Origin of the sequence: Rheinheimera lutimaris (genome assembly GCF_013283795.1) — a bacterium.
GTDB classification, from domain to species: Bacteria; Pseudomonadota; Gammaproteobacteria; order Enterobacterales; family Alteromonadaceae; genus Alishewanella; species Alishewanella lutimaris.
This window is the reverse complement of sequence record NZ_JABSOD010000001.1, coordinates 230734-247925: the sequence shown is the minus strand read 5'-3', so window position 1 is coordinate 247925 and position 17192 is coordinate 230734. Positions and strand designations below refer to the sequence as shown.

Here is a 17192-nt window from a genome sequence, read left to right as displayed (position 1 = left end):
CAGGCGGTAACCTTGCCCGTTGATTTTAATACTCCCACCAACAGTCTTGCCACCAGTCTAAAAACTCGGCGAAGTCGATATAGCCGTTGTTGTTGGTGTCGATAAGCTTAAAGCCTTCTTCTACATGGCTGGCTTTGGTTTTCGGCGCCAGCGCCGTAAGCAGTTCGATAAATTCGGTTAAATCAATGCGGCCGTTGCCGTCACGGTCAAAAAAGTCGAAGTTGCTTTTTATTTCTGCAATTTGTTGTTCAGACAAATTTTCTTTGTTCACGCGTATAGCCTTGTTTGTTAATGCAATAGTGCTTCAGTGTACTTTGCTGTGAAATGGCTGTCTATGTTACTCGCTGAATGCTGTTATGCGACAAGCCATTTTCTCTGAATGGCCAGCTGGGCTCTACGCGGTGGAAACTGAAATTTGAGCAGTTGTTGCCTTTATATTGCAGGCTATCTGAAATATCGTTCTGTCTATATTTTAAACCGTTTTAAGGTTGAGAATACTGTGTTTTATCATTAATAAATAAAATGAAAATTCAATTAAAGTATTTGCTAAATAACAAATAAAGATATTGTATCCGCATTGCTAATTGCGTGATTTTTTAAATTTCCTTTCGTGATTGGTTATATTTTGATCATGTAAATTAGATAATTATATTTGAAATTTTTGACTATTGAACTGCTACTTGTGCGGTGTTATATTCACGCGATTTTTTAAAAAAGGAAAGTAGTAAATGTTTAAAGTATTATCAGTTGTTGCTTTAATGTTGTCATTGTCTGCCTGTTCAGTAAGATTGGGGCAGTTCACTGCTGCATCTACAAATAATGTCAGGGGTTTAGACTACTCAATCGAGAATAGTACTTCTGCCAAAACGGAAGGTGAGACCTGTATTCACACTGTTATCTTCTTCCCATTTGGCGATCATGGCGACCGAATCCAGCGTGCTATGGACAATGCGATAAAAAATGGCAGAGATTCAGGTATTGATGGCGATCTGCTGGTTAATGTTCGGATTGATATGAATAAATGGTACATCCCGTTAATATACGGTCAGGATTGTATGGTAGTTCAAGGTGATTTAGTTCACTTAGTCAAATAAAATTTAGTGCAGGCAAAACACTTTGCCTGCACTAAATAAAAATTCTCAGAAATCGCTGTTCAATTAATTTAATATTATTTTAACACTCCCATCAGCAGTCTTGCCACCAATCTAAGAATTCAGCAAAGTCGATATAGAGGTTATTGTTGGTGTCTACACGCTTAAAATCTTCTTCAATACTACCGACTTTGTTTTTGGTGCCAGCGTAGTAAGCAGATCCATAAACTCAGACAAATTAATACGGCCGTTACTGCCGGGGTAAAAAGCCGGAATGGTGCAGTTTTTTTAGCTTATGCCTGTGCTGATAAAAACGGATATGTGCACAGCTTATACAACAGTACTGCCGTTGCCGGTCATTTTTTCCACCAGGTAGTCGACAAATACACGGTTTCTTGCCGGGATATTGTTACCGCCGATAAAAACGGCGTGGATGGCTTCGCGGTCCTGAGGGTTATATTCTTCCAACAAGGGTACCAGCTGCCCGTTTGCCAAAGCCTGCTGTACGTGAAAGCGGCCCACCCGGGTAATACCAATACCCTGCTGCGCAAGTTCTACCAGGGTTTCGCCATTGTTGGCGATAACATTTCCGGTTATGGCCAACATAAAATCATGCCCGTTTTCCCGAAATGGCCAGCCGGGCTCTAACCGGCGGAAGCTGAAATCCAGGCAATTGTGCCGGGCCAAATCGGCCGGTGTTGTCGGCACGCCGGCTTTAGCCAGATATTCCGGCGAGGCCAGCACCACCCGACCTGTGTCACCCAAACGGCGGGCATGCAGGCCGCTATCAGGCAGTTGCCCAAACCGGATAGCAACATCGACATGGCCTGCAGCGACATCTCTGATCTGGTCTGATACGTCAATTTCGATAGTAATATCCGGATAGCGTTGCAAAAACTCTTTTAACAGCGGCACTATCGTTAGCCGGCTGTGCGCCGTGGCAGTTGTTACCTTTATATTGCCGCTGGGGCTGCCGCGGTTGGCAATGGTTAATTCGGTATCGTCTAAATCCTTCAGAATACGCCTGGCAGCTAATGCATAAGATTCACCTTCGCTGGTTAAACGCAGGCTGCGGGTGCTGCGCACTATCAGACGCACACCGAGGCGCTTTTCAAGCCTTGTCATTATCCGGCTGACCGCAGAAGGAGTTAGTGCCAGTTCGCGCGCTGCTGCGCTTAAACTGCCGGTACAGGCGACGCACAAAAAGGTTTCCATTTCGGCCGTTCTGTCTGTTTTTATCAGGCTCATTTGTGACTCCGGAGCAAAACTGAATGTATCGATTGCTACTTTTTCTCGGTTTATAAATTAATTATATTCTGCGCCATCACAAATTAACGAGACTTTGTATGAAAATCAATATTCCTTTGCTCGCGCTTGCCTTTGGTGCTTTTGGTATTGGCGTAACAGAGTTTGCTCCGATGGGCATGCTACCGATTATTGCCGGCGATCTGGGGGTATCTATTCCGACGGCCGGTATGCTGATCAGTGCCTATGCCTTTGGTGTACTGCTTGGCGCCCCGTTGATGACATTAGTATTTGCCAATATGGCAAGACGTAATCTGCTGCTGCTATCAATGGCGATTTTTACGCTGGGCAATCTGATCTCTGCGCTGGCAGACAGCTATAACGTGCTGTTGCTCGCACGGATTATTACCTCATTTAACCATGGCGCCTTTTTTGGTGTCGGCGCTATAGTGGCGATGAACGTGGTGCCGCCGGAAAAGCGGGCCGGTGCGGTGGCGGCGATGTTTTCCGGCCTGACCATTGCCACTATCGGCGGTGTGCCGCTGGCTGCGTATATAGGTGAAGTAATTGGCTGGCGTCCGGCATTTTTTGCCATGGCTGTTATCGGACTTATCACCATGGCGGCGCTGCGGTTGTCGTTGCCGGCAATGGTGAATAAACAAAAAGCCAATGTACGTAATGAGCTTAGGGTGCTGGGCAAAAAGCCGGTACTGGTGGCGTTGCTGTTAACTGTTGTCAGCTCCAGCGCTATGTTCACTGTATTTACTTACATAGTGCCTATTTTGCAGGATGAAACCCAAGCCTCTACTATGTTTGTCACTGCGATGCTGGTGCTATATGGCGTCGGCCTCGCGGCAGGCAATGTGCTTGGTGGCCGTTTTGCCGATCGCTCAATGGATTTAACGCTGATTGCGTCGTTAATTGCGGTGATGCTGTTGCTGGTAATGCTGGCGGTGGTGATATCGTCGCCGCTACTGGTGGCGCCGCTTATCTTGCTGTGGGGTATTGCCAGTTTTGCCCTGGTGCCTCCGTTGCAGGCGATGGTGGTGCAAGAGGCCGCAGAAGCACCAAGCCTGGCGTCGGCGATGAATATAGGCGCGTTTAACCTGGGCAATGCGTTAGGTGCTATGTTGGGGGCGCTGATGATTAGCGCCGGCTTTGGCCTGAACGCCGTGCCGCTGGCCGGTGCGGCCACTGCTGCGGTGGGGTTGACCATGGTGTTGTGGTTTCGCCGCAACCGCTCAGCAAACGCCAACACAGCAACGGCTAACGCCTGAGGTAAAGCCCGGTGCCAGCTTAAGCACCGGGCTTTGTATTACAGCGAGCCCAGAAAAGCCAGCAGGGCTTCGCGCTCTTCGGTGGGTAAATTAACAAAGCGGTTTTTAATCACTTCTGCTTCGCCGCCGTGCCATAAAATGGCTTCGGTTAATGTACGGGCGCGGCTGTCGTGCAAATATCCCACCGGTGTGCCGGCGGCCACGTATTTAGTGTAACCGATACCCCATAACGCCGCAGTGCGCCACATATTGCCGCCGGCTAAGCCTTCGGCAAAATTATCTGCCAGCTCTTCACCCATATCATGTAATAACAGGTCGGTGTAAGGCCGGATAGTTTGGTTGCGCACTTCATCAAAGGCTGAGCGGGCGCTGGTTTGCACTTCGCTGACATGACAGGCGTTACAGCGGATGGCTTTAAACACCTGCTCACCCTGCGCGATTTTGGCCGGCTCAACATCCAGATAGGCCATGGGCGACACGCCTTTAGGGTAACCGCTGACCAGACTGCGCTGCGCCGGTACGGCTAACAGGTGCAGATAGTTTGTCATTAACTCAAGCGCGTCATCCGGTAAGCCGGGCTCTGTACCGCTGGCGGCATCGCAGTGTGCTGCCCCGGCCAGACAGTCACGGTTCGGGTAAATGGATGACGTTACCGACATATCCAGTAATGCAGCGTTGGCTACCTGATGGCGCAGGCTGACTTTACCGGCTTTCCAGCCGTAACGGCCCAGCCGCACATCACCGGTTTCCGGGTCATAGACATAGTTGGCAGTACCCAGCACACCATCGGCATCGGGGGCGCTGCGTACCCGCGCTAAAATGGTGTCATCGGCAATGGCTTCCAGCAGCCCCATACCGATTAAAGGCTGGGCCGAGCGTACTGAATAAGCTTCAGGTACCGGGCCTTCAAAGGCAATTTCCGCTTTACGCAGTTCAACCACAGTACCATCGGCAAGTTGTACGTTCTTTGTGGTAAAACCGCTAACCACAGCAGCATTACCCCAGTTTTGCGCCGCGCCGGTAGTGTTCGATCGCGCATTCATTTGCAGTGCCTGGCCGTAAATCGGGTGCGGCAGATAGTTACCGTTGGTGTCGGTACCGGTAGCACCAACACGGATAGCCATGGTATCAAGCCGTTGGTTTTTGACCGAAGGGGCGACACTGCGGCCATTGCTGATATGACAGCCCAGACAGGAAGACTGATTAAAATGCTGGCCCTGCAACAACATGCCCGCGTCATTACGGTCATTACCGGCTTCGTTATGCTGGCCGGTCCATAAATTGGTATGCAACCAGCGGCGGCCTTCCATAAAGCGCTGGATATTTTGCATGCCGATATTGTTGTGCGGTTGCTGGAAGATAAAGCTGGCATTGTCAGCATAATCGTAAGACACCGAGCCCAACCCGCCCTGCAGAGTGCTGTCCGGTAAAGGCTGGTTCATTAAGCGCGGTTGCACGCCATACCAGGGGCGCAAACCCTGGCCCATAACGTAGGTCAGCTCGTTGGTGTAATAACGAAAAGCACCGTTATCGCCAATGGAGTCCATCACTTCACGGGTGGAAAAGAACGAGCCGGTAAACTCAATAATATCGCCTTTTTTCAGTGATCTTGCTGCCACGTTATTGCCGTTTGGCACCAACACGCCATCGGCATTAGCCGACAGCGCTCTGTGGCCAGGGTAAGTATCAAAAACCACGCTGCAGCCATCATTGGCACCAATAATGCCGTTGTAGCCACTGTCGGGGTTTAACAGCACGCCATTGGCTGGCTTTTGCATTACCGGACAGGGCGCACCGTCAGTCAGATAGGTAGAGTCATCCAGTAAATCGCCCGGGCTCATCCAGCCAAAGCCGGTAACATTGGGCTCATCAAAACGGCGCACAAACGAGTGGCCGCCGCCTTTTTGCGCCTGCTGATAATACTGGTTAACGATAATCTTCGGTGCAGTAACACCGGCAACATTACTGTTATCAATAAACTCAACGCCCCAGGTGCGGTTTTTAAAGTAGTTGGCAATAAAGTTTAAATGCGCGCCAGGGCCTTTGTCGGCAGGGTTGCCCTGTGCATCGACGGTTTCGTTCAGGCCATAACCCACTTCGTTCCATTCTTCACCGCGTTCGCGGGCATGACGCGAGCGGCCCACCATACCAAAGCGGGTTACCAAAGTACCGTCGGCCAGGGTAAAGCGCACGCTTTCAACCGGTTGGGCCGGCGCAGGCAGAGGCTGGCGGCCACTGCCGCTTAGCGGATAAGGCACATAGGACGTATCCAGCAGCGGCATAGAGTTGTCACTGCCCGGGGTTTTAAATTCTGCTTCAAATAATGAATAGCCATATTGGGTGTGGCGGCTGATACCTTGCAGGCGAACATAGCGGACATCGATATCAAGATTAAAAAATTCTTCGGTGCCACCTTTGGCACCGACGATATAGCGCAGTTGATACCAGTTTTCTGCATCGTCAGAGATATAAATGGCATATTCTTCAGCGTAGGCGTTTTCCCAGTGCAACTGCATATAGCCGATGGCAGTTTTGGCGCCAAAATCAAACTGTATCCAAGCGCTGTCAGCATCGGCATTATTGCTCCAGGCGCTTTCCCAACGACTGGTTAAATCGCCATCGGCTGCTTTATCTGCGCTGTTATTGGCATTTTCATCGCCGGATGAGCTTGCGGTAATACCGCCAATCGGTTGAGCCAAGCCGCTTTTATCATAAGCCAGGCTGAGTCTGAGCGCGGCCGGTGGTGCCGGCAGAGAGGGGCCGTCTGCTTTAGGCAGGGGAGATGTTTCGGCACCGGGGGCGGCTTCCAGCGCCGGTTCGGGTAGAGCGGCATCCGGATCCGGTGTTACAAGCGGTGGGTTGCCGGCTTGCGGATCTTCAGGCGCGGCAGTGCTGTCACTGCCACCGCCACAAGCCGTTAGGGCTAATGCCAGCAGCGGTACCAGCAACCAGGCCGGCGATGCCGGCTGCTTTGCGGCGGATTTATTCACAGAACTCAGGTTCATAGTAATTACCCCAAATAGATACTTATAACAGCTAATAGCCAGACTATTTTATTTAGTTAAGCGACGGCAAAAGGCATAACTATGAAGCAGTAGTATAATGTTTTGTGTAATTAATTGTTTATCGCACAACTGGTGTGACCTGGCGCCGCAGCTCCGGGTATTTAGTGACGGGCATGTAGTAATTAGTCATGCTGTACTGCTTTATTTTTGCTTTTATCTTATCTGTACTGCTTATTTTGCGCTGTACTGTGTATATTTTCTGTTGGCGCGGCGCGCTACTGTACTGCTTAATTTAAGCAAGCAGGAGTATGCATTATGAAACTGGCCGGCGCTTTAGTATTTTTTGCCTTTGCCACCAGCATTACGCCCGGGCCAAACAACATCATGATTATGTCGTCCGGTGTTAACTACGGCGTGCAAAAAAGCCTGGCACACCTGGCCGGTATTCAAACGGGCTTTTTGCTGATGTTACTGGCAGTGGGCCTGGGTGCCGGCGTGGTGTTACAGCAACAACCAATGCTGCATCAGTGGATCAAATTTATTGGCTCGGTTTATTTGCTATATCTGGCGTGGAAAATTGCGACGGCAGAGCCGGTACAGCTTGCTACCGGCAGCAGTAAGCCGCTGAGTTTTATTCAGGCGCTGTTGTTCCAGTGGGTTAATGCCAAAGCCTGGGTGATGATTACCGGTGCTATTGCCGCTTTTACCAGTTTGCACGGCGTGTATTGGCAGCAACTGGTACTGATTGCAGCGGTGTTTTTACTGGTAGGTTTACCCTGCACCGGCAGTTGGCTGTTGTTTGGTGCCGGTTTAAAACGGCTGTTAACGGCACCACGGCAACGCCGTTGGTTTAATTATGTAATGGGTACTTTGCTGGCGCTGTCGGTGCTGCCGCCACTATGGCAGGCGGTGCAGGCGTTCAGCAGCTGAACCCCGGGAGCGGCGGTGAGTTTTCGATATCAACAATTAGCCGGTGAGCTGCAGCAGCAGATAGAGCAGGGGCAATATGCCTGTGGTGAGCGCTTGCCCGGTGTGCGTGAGTTAGCCAAACGCCGCGCTCTTAGTGTCTCTACTGTGGTGGCCAGCTACCGTTTACTGGAGGCTGACGGCTATTTACAGGCCAATAACCGCAGCGGTTACGTGGTTACCGCGCGGCATCAACCACCGCCGCTTAGCGGCGCACCGCTGCAACACAGTGTGCTGCCCTCCAGCGTAAGCAGCCAGCAGATGGCGCTTACGCTATCTAAGGCTGCGGCTGATCCGGCTTATATGCGGTTGGGCGCGGCAGTACCGGCACCGCTGTATTTACCGCAACATGCGCTGCAAAAGGCACTGCAACAGGTAATTAAAGCCGCGCCGGCGCGGTTAATGTGCTACGAGGCCAGCCGCGGTGCGCCTGAGCTACGCCGCGAAATAGCCAGGCGCATGGCACTGCAAGGTGCTGTGGTTGCACCGCAGGACGTGATCATTACCAATGGTTGTCAGGAAGCCTTAATGCTGAGTTTAAAAGCGGTAACGCAGCCGGGCGACATAGTAGTGATAGAAGCACCGGCGTTTTACGGTTTGCTGCAGGCACTGGAAGCTGCCGGGTTAAAAGCGTTAGCCTTGCCTGCCGATCCGCAGACGGGGCTGGCTGCCGATGCGCTGCAACAGGCTTTGGCGCAGTGGCCGGTAAAGGCCTGCGTGTTAATTGCCAACTACAGTAATCCGCTGGGCAGCCTGATGCCGGATGCTGACAAAAAGCGCATAGCGCAGCTATTGGCAGAGCGCGGTATACCGCTTATTGAAGATGATACCTACGGTGATTTGGGTTTTGCCGGACCAAGGCCTGCCAGCTGTTTTGCGCTGGCGCCACAGGCGGATATTTTTTACTGCAGCACTTTTTCTAAAACGCTGTCGCCGGATTTACGCCTGGGGTGGGTTATTGCCCCTAAACATACGGCTAAGCTGGAATACCTGAAGTTTATCAGCAATATCAGCAGCGCAGCATTGCCGCAATTAGCGGTAGCCCGGTTGTTGCAAAGTGGCCGTTATGAGCGGCACTTACGCGAGGTGCGGCCGTTGTATCAGGCGGCGTTGCAGCGTATCAGCAGCAGTATTGGCCGGCTGTTTCCGGCCGGTACCCGCGTTAGCCAGCCGCAGGGGGGCTTTGTGCTCTGGGTAGAGTTACCACAGGGTGTTGATGGTTATCTGCTGGCGCAGCAAGCGCTGGGCGAGAACATCAGCATAGCGCCGGGCGCTATTTTTTCGCCGACGCCGGCCGGCAGTGCCTCAGTCTTTGGTAACTTTATCCGCTTAAACGGTGCGGTAGAGCAAGATGCCAGGTTGGAGCGGGCATTGCAAACGCTGGCACAACTGTGCCAGCGTCAGCTTGAGGCCGCAAAGCCGGCGTAATGCGGCTGCCGGCTAAGCCATGGCGCTGCGGGGGCGCCTAATGCCCGCCGCCAAGTGATTTAATCGCCTGAATCATTGATACCATCACTTTTTGCGCATCGCCGTATACCATCTGAGTGTTGTCGGCGTAAAACAGCGCGTTCTCGACGCCGGAATAACCTTTACCCTGACCACGTTTTACCACATACACTTGCTTGGCCATATCGACATTTAACACCGGCATGCCGTAAATCGGCGAGCTTTTGTTAGTGCGTGCCGCCGGGTTTACCGTGTCGTTGGCACCAATAACAATGGCGACGTCGGCTTCTTTAAACTCGCCGTTAATATCTTCCATATCAAAGATAATGTCGTACGGCACCCCGGCTTCGGCCAGCAGCACATTCATATGGCCCGGCATACGGCCGGCTACCGGATGAATAGCAAATTTCACCTCGACCCCGGCGTCTTGCAGCAGCTTTACCAGCTCGTACAATTTGTGCTGCGCCTGGGCCACGGCAAGACCATAGCCGGGCGCGATAATCACCTTGCCGGCGTAGCGCATATTAATACCGGCATCACCGGCATCAATGGGTTTCTGGCTGCCGGCAATATCGCCCTGCGCTTCATCTTCAGCGGCGCCAAAGTTGGAAAACAGTACATTGGCTACCGAGCGGTTCATCGCTTTGGCCATTAACAGCGTAAGCAAAGAGCCGGCCGAGCCGACCACCATGCCGGCAATCATCAGTGCCGGGTTATTAAGCACATAGCCTTCAAAACCAACGGCTAAGCCGGTAAAAGCGTTGTACAAGGAGATCACTACCGGCATATCGGCGCCGCCAATCGGCATCGTCATCATTACGCCGTAAATCAGCGCCAGTGCAAAAAACACCGCAAACACCGGCCAGGCAACGCTGCCGCCGTGCCAGATAATGTAAGCGCCGATGCCCAGCAGCACCAACAACAGGCTACCGTTTACTAACTGCAGCGCAGCAAAGCGCAGTGTGCCGTTAATGCGACCATCCAGCTTGGCCCAGGCGATAAGCGAACCGGACAAGGCGACTGCACCAATCAAACCACCCAGCACGGCCAAACTCAGTGAGATGCTGCCGTGGGTTTTATAGCCAATCAGTTCTATTGCTGCTATCGCCGCGGCGGCGCCGCCACCCATGCCGTTATACAGTGCCACCATTTGCGGCATTTCGGTCATGGCGACTTTTTTACCACTGCGCCAGGCCCAGCCAAGGCCCAGTGTCAGCGCAAGCAGCGCCAGCGTAAGGTTAGTGCTAAGGTGCGGTTTGGCGGCCTCGTTGACATCCAGCGTATAGAGAAAGCTGGCTAATACGGCCAGCACCATACCGATACCGGCCACCACTATGCCGGATCGGGCCGTTAGCGGCGACGACATGCGTTTTAAGCCATAGATAAACAAAAAGGCGGCAATAAAGTAACTGCTGTCGATGAGTAAAGCTGCGTTCATGCCTTACTCCTTAGGGGTTTTGGTTGAAGGTTTAAACATCTGCAGCATGCGCTCGGTAACCACATAGCCGCCGGCGGCATTACCGGCGCCTAACAGCACGCCGAGAAAGCCGATAATTTGCTCCGGCAGCGAAGATGCATTGAGCAGGGCCCACAACGCACCGACAACCACGATGCCATGGATAAAGTTAGAGCCGGACATTAACGGCGTGTGCAAAATGGCCGGCACGCGGCCGATAATTTCAAAACCGGTAAAGGCGGCCAGCATAAAAATATACAGCGCGACAAAGCCGGTTAAAACAGTGGTGGTGTAGTCCATAACTATCCCCAATAAATAATGTATTTACAGTGTATTAGTGTTTTGCCAGTGCGGTTTTTACCGCTTCGGGTTTTATTTCACCGTTATGTGTCAGCACGGTTTTCGCCAGTACTTCATCATCCCAATTAAGTGCGATGGCGCCGTCAATCACAAATAGCTGCAATAAATTCAGTAAATTTTTCGCATACAGCTCTGAGGCATGTTCGGCCAGCATTGACGGCACATTTAACGGCGCGGCTATGGTGATCAGGCCCTGAGTAACCGTTTCACCAGGCACGCTGTATTCGCAATTGCCACCGCCCTCGGCGGCCAAATCGATAATCACCGCGCCCGGTTTCATGCCATCGACCTGCGCTTTGCTAATCAGTTTGGGGGAGGGGCGGCCGGGAATGGCGGCAGTAGTGATAACAATATCGGCCTGTTGGATATGCCGCGTGACCACGCCGGCAATCTTGTCTTTCTCTTCCGGCGTCAGCTCGCGGGCATAACCGCCTTCGCCACGGGCATCCACACCGGTATCAACAAATTTCGCACCTAAGGACTCGGCCTGCTCTTTGGTTTCTGGCCGGACATCGTAGCCTTCGGTAATAGCACCTAAACGCCGCGCGGTGGCCAGTGCCTGTAAGCCGGCAACGCCTAAGCCCATTACCAGACAGCGTGCCGGGCGGATAGAGCCGACCGCGGTGGTCATCATCGGCAAAATACGCGACAGCGTAGTGGCGGCCATAAGTGCGGCGTAATAACCGGCCAACGCCGCCTGTGACGATAGTGCATCCATCGCCTGGGCGCGGCTGATGCGGGGAACTTGCTCCATGGCAAAGCAGGTGATGTTTTTTTCACACAGCAGCCGGGTTAATTCAGCTTCTTTATGCGGGTAGATAAAGCTGAGCAGAATGCTACCGGGTTTTAACAGCGCAACCTCAGCCAGTTTAGGCGGTTGTACCGCCAGCACGATATCGGCGTCTGCTAACAAATGCTGCTCAGTAGCGGCAATTTCAACGCTGTTGTAAGCGTTGTCGGGTAGTTTGCTATTCAGGCCGGCCCCACTGAGCATACTGATGTTGCAACCAAGTTTGCTGAGTTTATCGGCGACAGCAGGCACCAGCGCCACCCGCTTCTCGCCCGGCCGGCTTTCCATTAGCACGGCTATTTTTATTGGCATAACGCATTCTCCTTAAACTAACTGTTTGAGGAGTATAGTCTTTATTTAGTGGCTTTTTGGATTGTGGCGAATGATGGCTAACATTTCGCCAACTTATGCCGGCTTAAGCTGTTGCGTTGTCTGTAACGAGGTGCAGGGCTTGTTCTAAGGTTGTCAGAATTTCGCTGCTTTTACGCAGCACTCTCAGTTGGCTGAATAATTCGGCAGCCGGCGGATACTGCAGTTTTAAGTAGCTGAACCACTGTTTGATACGGTTGCTGTAGTATTGGCTTTTATCACCGCACATTTCAAATTCAGAATACTGCATCAGCAGTTCAAGCACCTGTGGCCATGGCATAGCGGGGCTATTATCGCGGATGCTTTGCGCCAGGTTTGGCATGGCCAGGGCACCGCGGCCGAGCATAATGTCTTTGCAGTCAGACTGCTGCCGGCACAGGGCGGCGTCAGTGGCATTCCAGATCTCACCATTGGCAATCAGGGGAATAGCTACCTGTTGTTTAATTTTGGCAATCCAGGGCCAGTAGGCCGGTGGTCGGTAACCGTCACTTTTAGTTCGGGCATGCACGGTAAGCATGCTGGCGCCGGCGGCGGCTATCGCTGCGGCATTATCCAGTGTCAGTGAGGTATCTTCATAACCGAGGCGGATTTTGGCGCTTACCGGAAACTGCGGCGGTACCGCATCGCGTACGGCTTTTACAATCTGATATAACTGGTTAGTTTCTTTTAACAGCACAGCGCCGCCGCGGCTTTTGTTAACCGTTTTGGCCGGACAGCCAAAATTGAGATCGACGCCGGGCGAGCCTAATTCAACCGCGCGTACCGCGTTTTCGGCCAGCCAGTGCGGGTCTTGCCCCAGTAATTGCACGCGTACCGGCGTACCGGCAAAGGTTTTGCCACCGTTGAGTAACTCCGGGCACAGGCGGGTGAATACACGCGGCGGCAGCTTTTGGTCTACCACGCGGATAAATTCGGTAATGCATAAATCGTAGCCGCCAATCCGCGTTAACATATCACGCATCAGGGCATCGACCACGCCTTCCATCGGCGCGAGTATTATTTTCATCGGTTTTCGTTTTTGTCAGATGTTTTGTTACGGCGGCAACGCTCAGAGCAATAAATTACAGTGTGCCAGTTAAGTTGCCATTTTTTGCGCCAGTTAAACATCAGCCCGCATACCGGACAGCGTTTTTGCGCCAGCAGTAGCTTTTTGTGTGGCATGTTCAGACAGAATAAACGGTACTGATATGCTGACGGTGCAGCAGCTCTGCCAGCTCCGGCAGTTGCAGCAATTCTATTTCCAGCACTTCCAGCATGGGGCTTTTAAATTGCTCCCACTCCGGGTCGAGATTAATATCGAATAACTGCCGGCTTTCGCCGCTAAAATGCTCAGCCAGTTTTAACAGCGCAAACAGCTGTTTCTCTAACTCGCTGTCAGACTCCAGCATTAACGCCGGGCTGTGATGGTAAGCAATAACATTACACAGTTGTGGCGTTAAGCCCCATGATTCGGCGATTAAGAACCCCAGCACTTCATGACAGGTATGAAAATGCTGCTCTTCAATTTCGCTGTAACCCTGCTGCGCCAGTAAGCCACGCTGCATAATCTGCTCATACTGGCTGGTTTGTTGGTGGATAAGTGCAATACCGGCGTTATGAAATAAGCCAAGGCTGTAGCAGTCGTCCTGGATGTCCTGGGCAAAGTTAAAATGCTTGGCCAGGGTCATGGCGATATTGGCTGTTTGCAGCGCACTGGACCACAGCTTCAAGCTGAATCTGTCGTCACGGCCCTCTGCCAGCGTAAAACGCAGCAGTACGCTGCGCACCAGTTTCAGCACACGGCTGACACCGAGAAACTTACAGGCATGTTCAACTGAGGTGATTTTTTGCCGCAGGCCGAAAAATGACGAATTCACCACTTTTAAAGTAAAACCGGCAATACCGATATCGAGATTAATCAGTGCGGCGATGCGTTTAATATTGGGTTCAGGCGCATCCAGCTGTTGTTGAATGTGCTGCAGAATTTCCGGTTGCGGCGGTATGGTAAAACCGTTTAACGCTTGTTCAATTGCCGACATATCAATGGCGTGCGCCATAACGCTTTCTCCGGGATAAACTGCTGACAGACCGGCTCATAGTAAAAGCCACGGCAGGGAAATGCAAAGCTGTTTTACATTGCCGCGCGGTTACGAATCCAGATAAGGCCGGCCCTGCATAAGCTGCTGCGCCAATTGTTGTTCAGTTTGCTGTTCGCTAAGCTGTAAATCATTGAACTGCACGTCAAACTGGATAAGCTCTTCGTCGTCTAAGTGCTGGGCAATTAAACGGTCCGGCACCTGGCCTACCTGGCGATACGCATTGATAGCGACCTGAGCGGCCTGTTCCATTAATAACAAAAAGTGCCCCAGCGGAAATTGTTGAAAAATTTCTGCATCCAGATGCGCCCAGCCCAGCAGATCGCCACTGATACTCTCATCGGCATGGTCGGTAAATAACATTGATACCGCCGGACACGACGGGTTTTCACCGGCTTGATACTGCTCTGCGTCCTGCTCGTTAAACAGCAACACATAGCCAAATCCCGGGCTGCCTTCAGCATCCATCTCGTCAAATGACGTATCGTACATCAGAAACAATCGATTATCGGTCATGACGCTATTCCTGCTGAAAAAACGGGCGCTAATTCTACCTGAAATAACGGCAATGCTAAAGGGTAGTGCGGAATTATCCGCAGCTTAACGGCCAGCGCCACAGCTTTAACGACTAATAGCCTGTATTGGCGGCATTAATTCTCCACATCGGCCTGCCAGGGTATTTCCAGCAGCAGCGCCAATGCCAGTAACAGGGCTTTTTCCTGTTGCACAATTAACTGATCGGCACGCACGCAGGCTTCTATGGCTTGCCACAGTTGTTGCTTAACCAGCGGCGAAGCCGCCAACAACAGTGGCAAATGCCGGCTTAGCGCGGCCAGATCAGCGGCCGGTTTGGCGGTGTCAGCGGCTAATGCTAACCGGGAGAGCGCTGCCTGCCAGGCTTGTTGCTGTTGGGCTTCGTTGCCGGCTGCATTGCTTATCAGCGCCAGTAGCGGTAGTACCTGCGCCTGCAACTGCGCCAGTGGTTTAGCCGAGGTTTTACGCACTATCTGTGTTTGATCGTATTGCACGGCGACGTTGTGTTCAACAAATTGGCTGATCAGCCAGGGCGTAAGCGAAGCGGTGGTGACGCTGGCCAACAGCGCTTGTAATAACTGGTTAAACTGTACAAAACCGGCTTCAGATAAACCTTTCAATGCCGGCACCAGCCGTTGCAGCAGTTGTATCTGTTGTACTTCGCTCAGACCGGCTACGGCATCGCACAATTGGTCAACTTGTTCTAATAAGGCTGCAGAGCCCATCTGTTTAATTAAATGCAGCTGTTTGCTGCGCACACTGTCGTCTTGTTGTAATAACAGGCAGCATACCAGAGCTGTAGCCGGCTGCGTTTGCCGGCTACTGTGCAATAACAACAACGGCAGGGCTTGCTGTAAACGCTCTGCATTGCCGGGTTTGGCCGGTGCTGCTGCGGTTTGTGGCTCTGCGGCTGTTTGCGCGCTGCGTGGCGTGGGAAACTTGCCGTTCCAATGTGGTTCCAGCCGTTTAATCCGGATTGCCAGTGGCGGGTGGGTCGCAAAAATGCTGGCCCAGCGGCTGATGGCTTCGCCAAAAAACAAATGGCTGTTTTCATCGGCATTGGCGTTGGCAATTTTGCTATGGCTGCTGTGGCTGCCAATGGCTTTTAATGCGCCGGCAATGCCACGCGGGTTGCGGGTAAACTGTACGGCAGAGGCATCGGCAAGGAATTCGCGCTGGCGGCTTACGGCCGCTTTAATCAGGTTGCCGAAAAAAGAACCTAAATAGCCGATAACCACTAAACCAAGCGCCAGTAATAACAAGCCGCCGCCATTGTTTTTGCTGTTGCCGGAACGACTGTTGCCGGCGCGGATGGTGCTGCTTCTGCCGCCGGCACGCAGCATGTAGTAGCCGATATGGCCCAAAAATAAGATACCGTTTAAGATGGCAATCAGGCGGATATTCATCCGCATATCACCGTTTAATATATGGCTGAATTCATGCGCGATAACGCCTTGGAGCTCGTCGCGGTTAAGTTGCGCCAGGCAGCCTTGGGTGACGCCTATTACGGCATCGGCCGGGCTGTAACCGGCCGCAAAGGCATTGATGCCTTGCTCAGGCAACAGATACACTGCCGGCACCGGGGTATTAGCCGCCAACGCCATTTCTTCGACTACGTTAAGTAAGCGCCGCTGCAGAGGATCCTTACTGTCAGGTGACAACCGCACGCCACCTAGCGATTCTGCCACGACTTTACCGCCGGCTTTTAACTGCTGCCATTTCAGCAGTACCGCGATGCCGACCGCAGCCAACACCACCGCGCTTACCCAACCGATGACATGCCAGGGCAGGTGTTGCCGGTACTGCGGGGTGTTAATCGCCGAAGGGTCAATAAAACCGAGGCTTATAAGTGCAACGACGTTAGTCAGTAGCAATAACAACAGCACGGCAAGGCTAAACAACACCACTAAAACGCGGGTGTTACGCCGCGCCAGGTCTTGTTGGGCAAAAAAGTTACTGCTCATATTTTGCCTTGTCAGTGCTTAAAAACTGACTTTGGGTGCAGCCTGAATAGCAGCGCTGTCGGCAAATTCCAACAACTTTGCATCAGCAGCATGACCAAAGCTGGCGGCAAAAATGACCGGCGGGAAGCTTTGTTTGTAGCTGTTGTAGTCGGTTACGCCATCATTAAACGCCTGACGGGCAAAGGCAACACGGTTTTCGGTGCTGGTTAACTCTTCAGATAACTGCATCATATTCTGGTTGGCTTTTAAATCCGGATAGGCTTCCATTACCACGTTAAGCCGGCTCATCGCGCTTTGCAATGCGCCCTCGGCACCGGCCAGGGCATTGATAGCACCGGCATCACCCGGGTTGTTAGCCGCCACTTTTAACCCGGCTAAAGCCGCATTACGGGCGTTAATCACCGCCTCTAACGTGTCGCGCTCATGTGCCATATAGGCTTTGGCGGTTTCGACGAGGTTAGGGATCAGGTCATAGCGACGCTTGAGCTGTACTTCAATCTGGGCAAAGGCGTTTTGAAAGCGGTTTTTCAGTTTTACCAGATTATTGAAAATGCTGATAACCCAGAACACTAACGCAACAAGAATCGCCAGAATAATCAGGCTGGTCATGCGAA

The 17192-nt window shown here is 52.2% G+C and carries 16 protein-coding genes; 4 read left to right on the top strand and 12 right to left on the bottom strand.

Going from position 1 to position 17192, the window contains the following annotated elements:
* Nucleotides 1-25 precede the first annotated feature (25 nt).
* A complete protein-coding gene (locus HRH59_RS01125; RefSeq protein WP_173499424.1) occupies nt 26-271 on the bottom strand; it encodes an EF-hand domain-containing protein in 246 nt (81 codons plus the stop codon).
* A 457-nt stretch (nt 272-728) separates the two neighbouring features.
* On the opposite strand from HRH59_RS01125, the gene HRH59_RS01120 reads away from it, so the two are divergent.
* Nucleotides 729-1094: a hypothetical protein gene (locus tag HRH59_RS01120; RefSeq protein WP_173499423.1), complete on the top strand. Its 366-nt coding sequence runs from the start codon at nt 729-731 to the stop codon at nt 1092-1094.
* 327 nt (nt 1095-1421) lie between these two features.
* On the opposite strand, the gene HRH59_RS01115 is transcribed toward HRH59_RS01120, so the two are convergent.
* Entirely contained in the window at nt 1422-2339 is a 918-nt protein-coding gene (locus HRH59_RS01115; RefSeq protein WP_173499422.1) for a LysR family transcriptional regulator, read from the bottom strand.
* Between the two features lie 98 nt (nt 2340-2437).
* Between HRH59_RS01115 and HRH59_RS01110 the strand changes: the two genes are divergently transcribed.
* On the top strand, nt 2438-3613 hold the full coding sequence (locus HRH59_RS01110) for an MFS transporter (protein WP_173499421.1): 1176 nt from the start codon (nt 2438-2440) through the stop codon (nt 3611-3613).
* Between the two features lie 38 nt (nt 3614-3651).
* Here HRH59_RS01110 and HRH59_RS01105 read toward each other — a convergent pair whose 3' ends face one another.
* Nucleotides 3652-6618 carry a di-heme oxidoredictase family protein gene (locus HRH59_RS01105; RefSeq protein ID WP_173499420.1) on the bottom strand — a complete coding sequence of 989 codons (2967 nt, stop codon included), beginning with the start codon at nt 6616-6618 and terminating at the stop codon, nt 3652-3654.
* Between the two features lie 315 nt (nt 6619-6933).
* Here HRH59_RS01105 and HRH59_RS01100 point away from each other — a divergent pair, with 315 nt between their 5' ends.
* Together HRH59_RS01100 and HRH59_RS01095 are read left to right on the top strand one after the other, a co-directional pair.
* The gene (locus tag HRH59_RS01100) at nt 6934-7548 is read left to right on the top strand and encodes a LysE family translocator (RefSeq protein ID WP_173499419.1); all 615 of its coding nucleotides are present in this window, start codon (nt 6934-6936) and stop codon (nt 7546-7548) included.
* 15 nt (nt 7549-7563) lie between these two features.
* A complete protein-coding gene (locus tag HRH59_RS01095) occupies nt 7564-9012 on the top strand; it encodes an aminotransferase-like domain-containing protein (RefSeq protein ID WP_173499418.1) in 1449 nt (482 codons plus the stop codon).
* A 37-nt stretch (nt 9013-9049) separates the two neighbouring features.
* Here HRH59_RS01095 and HRH59_RS01090 read toward each other — a convergent pair whose 3' ends face one another.
* The 9 genes from HRH59_RS01090 to HRH59_RS01050 form a co-directional block, all read right to left on the bottom strand.
* Complete coding sequence (locus HRH59_RS01090; protein WP_173499417.1) at nt 9050-10468, bottom strand: NAD(P)(+) transhydrogenase (Re/Si-specific) subunit beta; 1419 nt, start codon at nt 10466-10468, stop codon at nt 9050-9052.
* Between the two features lie 3 nt (nt 10469-10471).
* Entirely contained in the window at nt 10472-10786 is a 315-nt protein-coding gene (locus tag HRH59_RS01085) for an NAD(P) transhydrogenase subunit alpha (RefSeq protein WP_173499416.1), read from the bottom strand.
* Between the two features lie 34 nt (nt 10787-10820).
* The gene (locus tag HRH59_RS01080; RefSeq protein WP_173499415.1) at nt 10821-11948 is read right to left on the bottom strand and encodes an NAD(P) transhydrogenase subunit alpha; all 1128 of its coding nucleotides are present in this window, start codon (nt 11946-11948) and stop codon (nt 10821-10823) included.
* Between the two features lie 103 nt (nt 11949-12051).
* Nucleotides 12052-13011 carry a tRNA-dihydrouridine synthase gene (locus tag HRH59_RS01075; RefSeq protein WP_173499414.1) on the bottom strand — a complete coding sequence of 320 codons (960 nt, stop codon included), beginning with the start codon at nt 13009-13011 and terminating at the stop codon, nt 12052-12054.
* Complete coding sequence (locus HRH59_RS01070) at nt 13008-13166, bottom strand: DUF2256 domain-containing protein (RefSeq protein WP_173499413.1); 159 nt, start codon at nt 13164-13166, stop codon at nt 13008-13010. The genes HRH59_RS01075 and HRH59_RS01070 overlap by 4 nt, the downstream gene beginning before the upstream one ends.
* Before the next feature lie 2 nt (nt 13167-13168).
* The gene (locus HRH59_RS01065) at nt 13169-14041 is read right to left on the bottom strand and encodes an HDOD domain-containing protein (RefSeq protein ID WP_173499412.1); all 873 of its coding nucleotides are present in this window, start codon (nt 14039-14041) and stop codon (nt 13169-13171) included.
* Between the two features lie 90 nt (nt 14042-14131).
* Nucleotides 14132-14596: a hypothetical protein gene (locus HRH59_RS01060; RefSeq protein WP_173499411.1), complete on the bottom strand. Its 465-nt coding sequence runs from the start codon at nt 14594-14596 to the stop codon at nt 14132-14134.
* A 134-nt stretch (nt 14597-14730) separates the two neighbouring features.
* Entirely contained in the window at nt 14731-16578 is a 1848-nt protein-coding gene (locus HRH59_RS01055) for a M48 family metallopeptidase (protein ID WP_173499410.1), read from the bottom strand.
* An 18-nt stretch (nt 16579-16596) separates the two neighbouring features.
* Complete coding sequence (locus HRH59_RS01050; RefSeq protein ID WP_173499409.1) at nt 16597-17187, bottom strand: LemA family protein; 591 nt, start codon at nt 17185-17187, stop codon at nt 16597-16599.
* Nucleotides 17188-17192 lie beyond the last annotated feature (5 nt).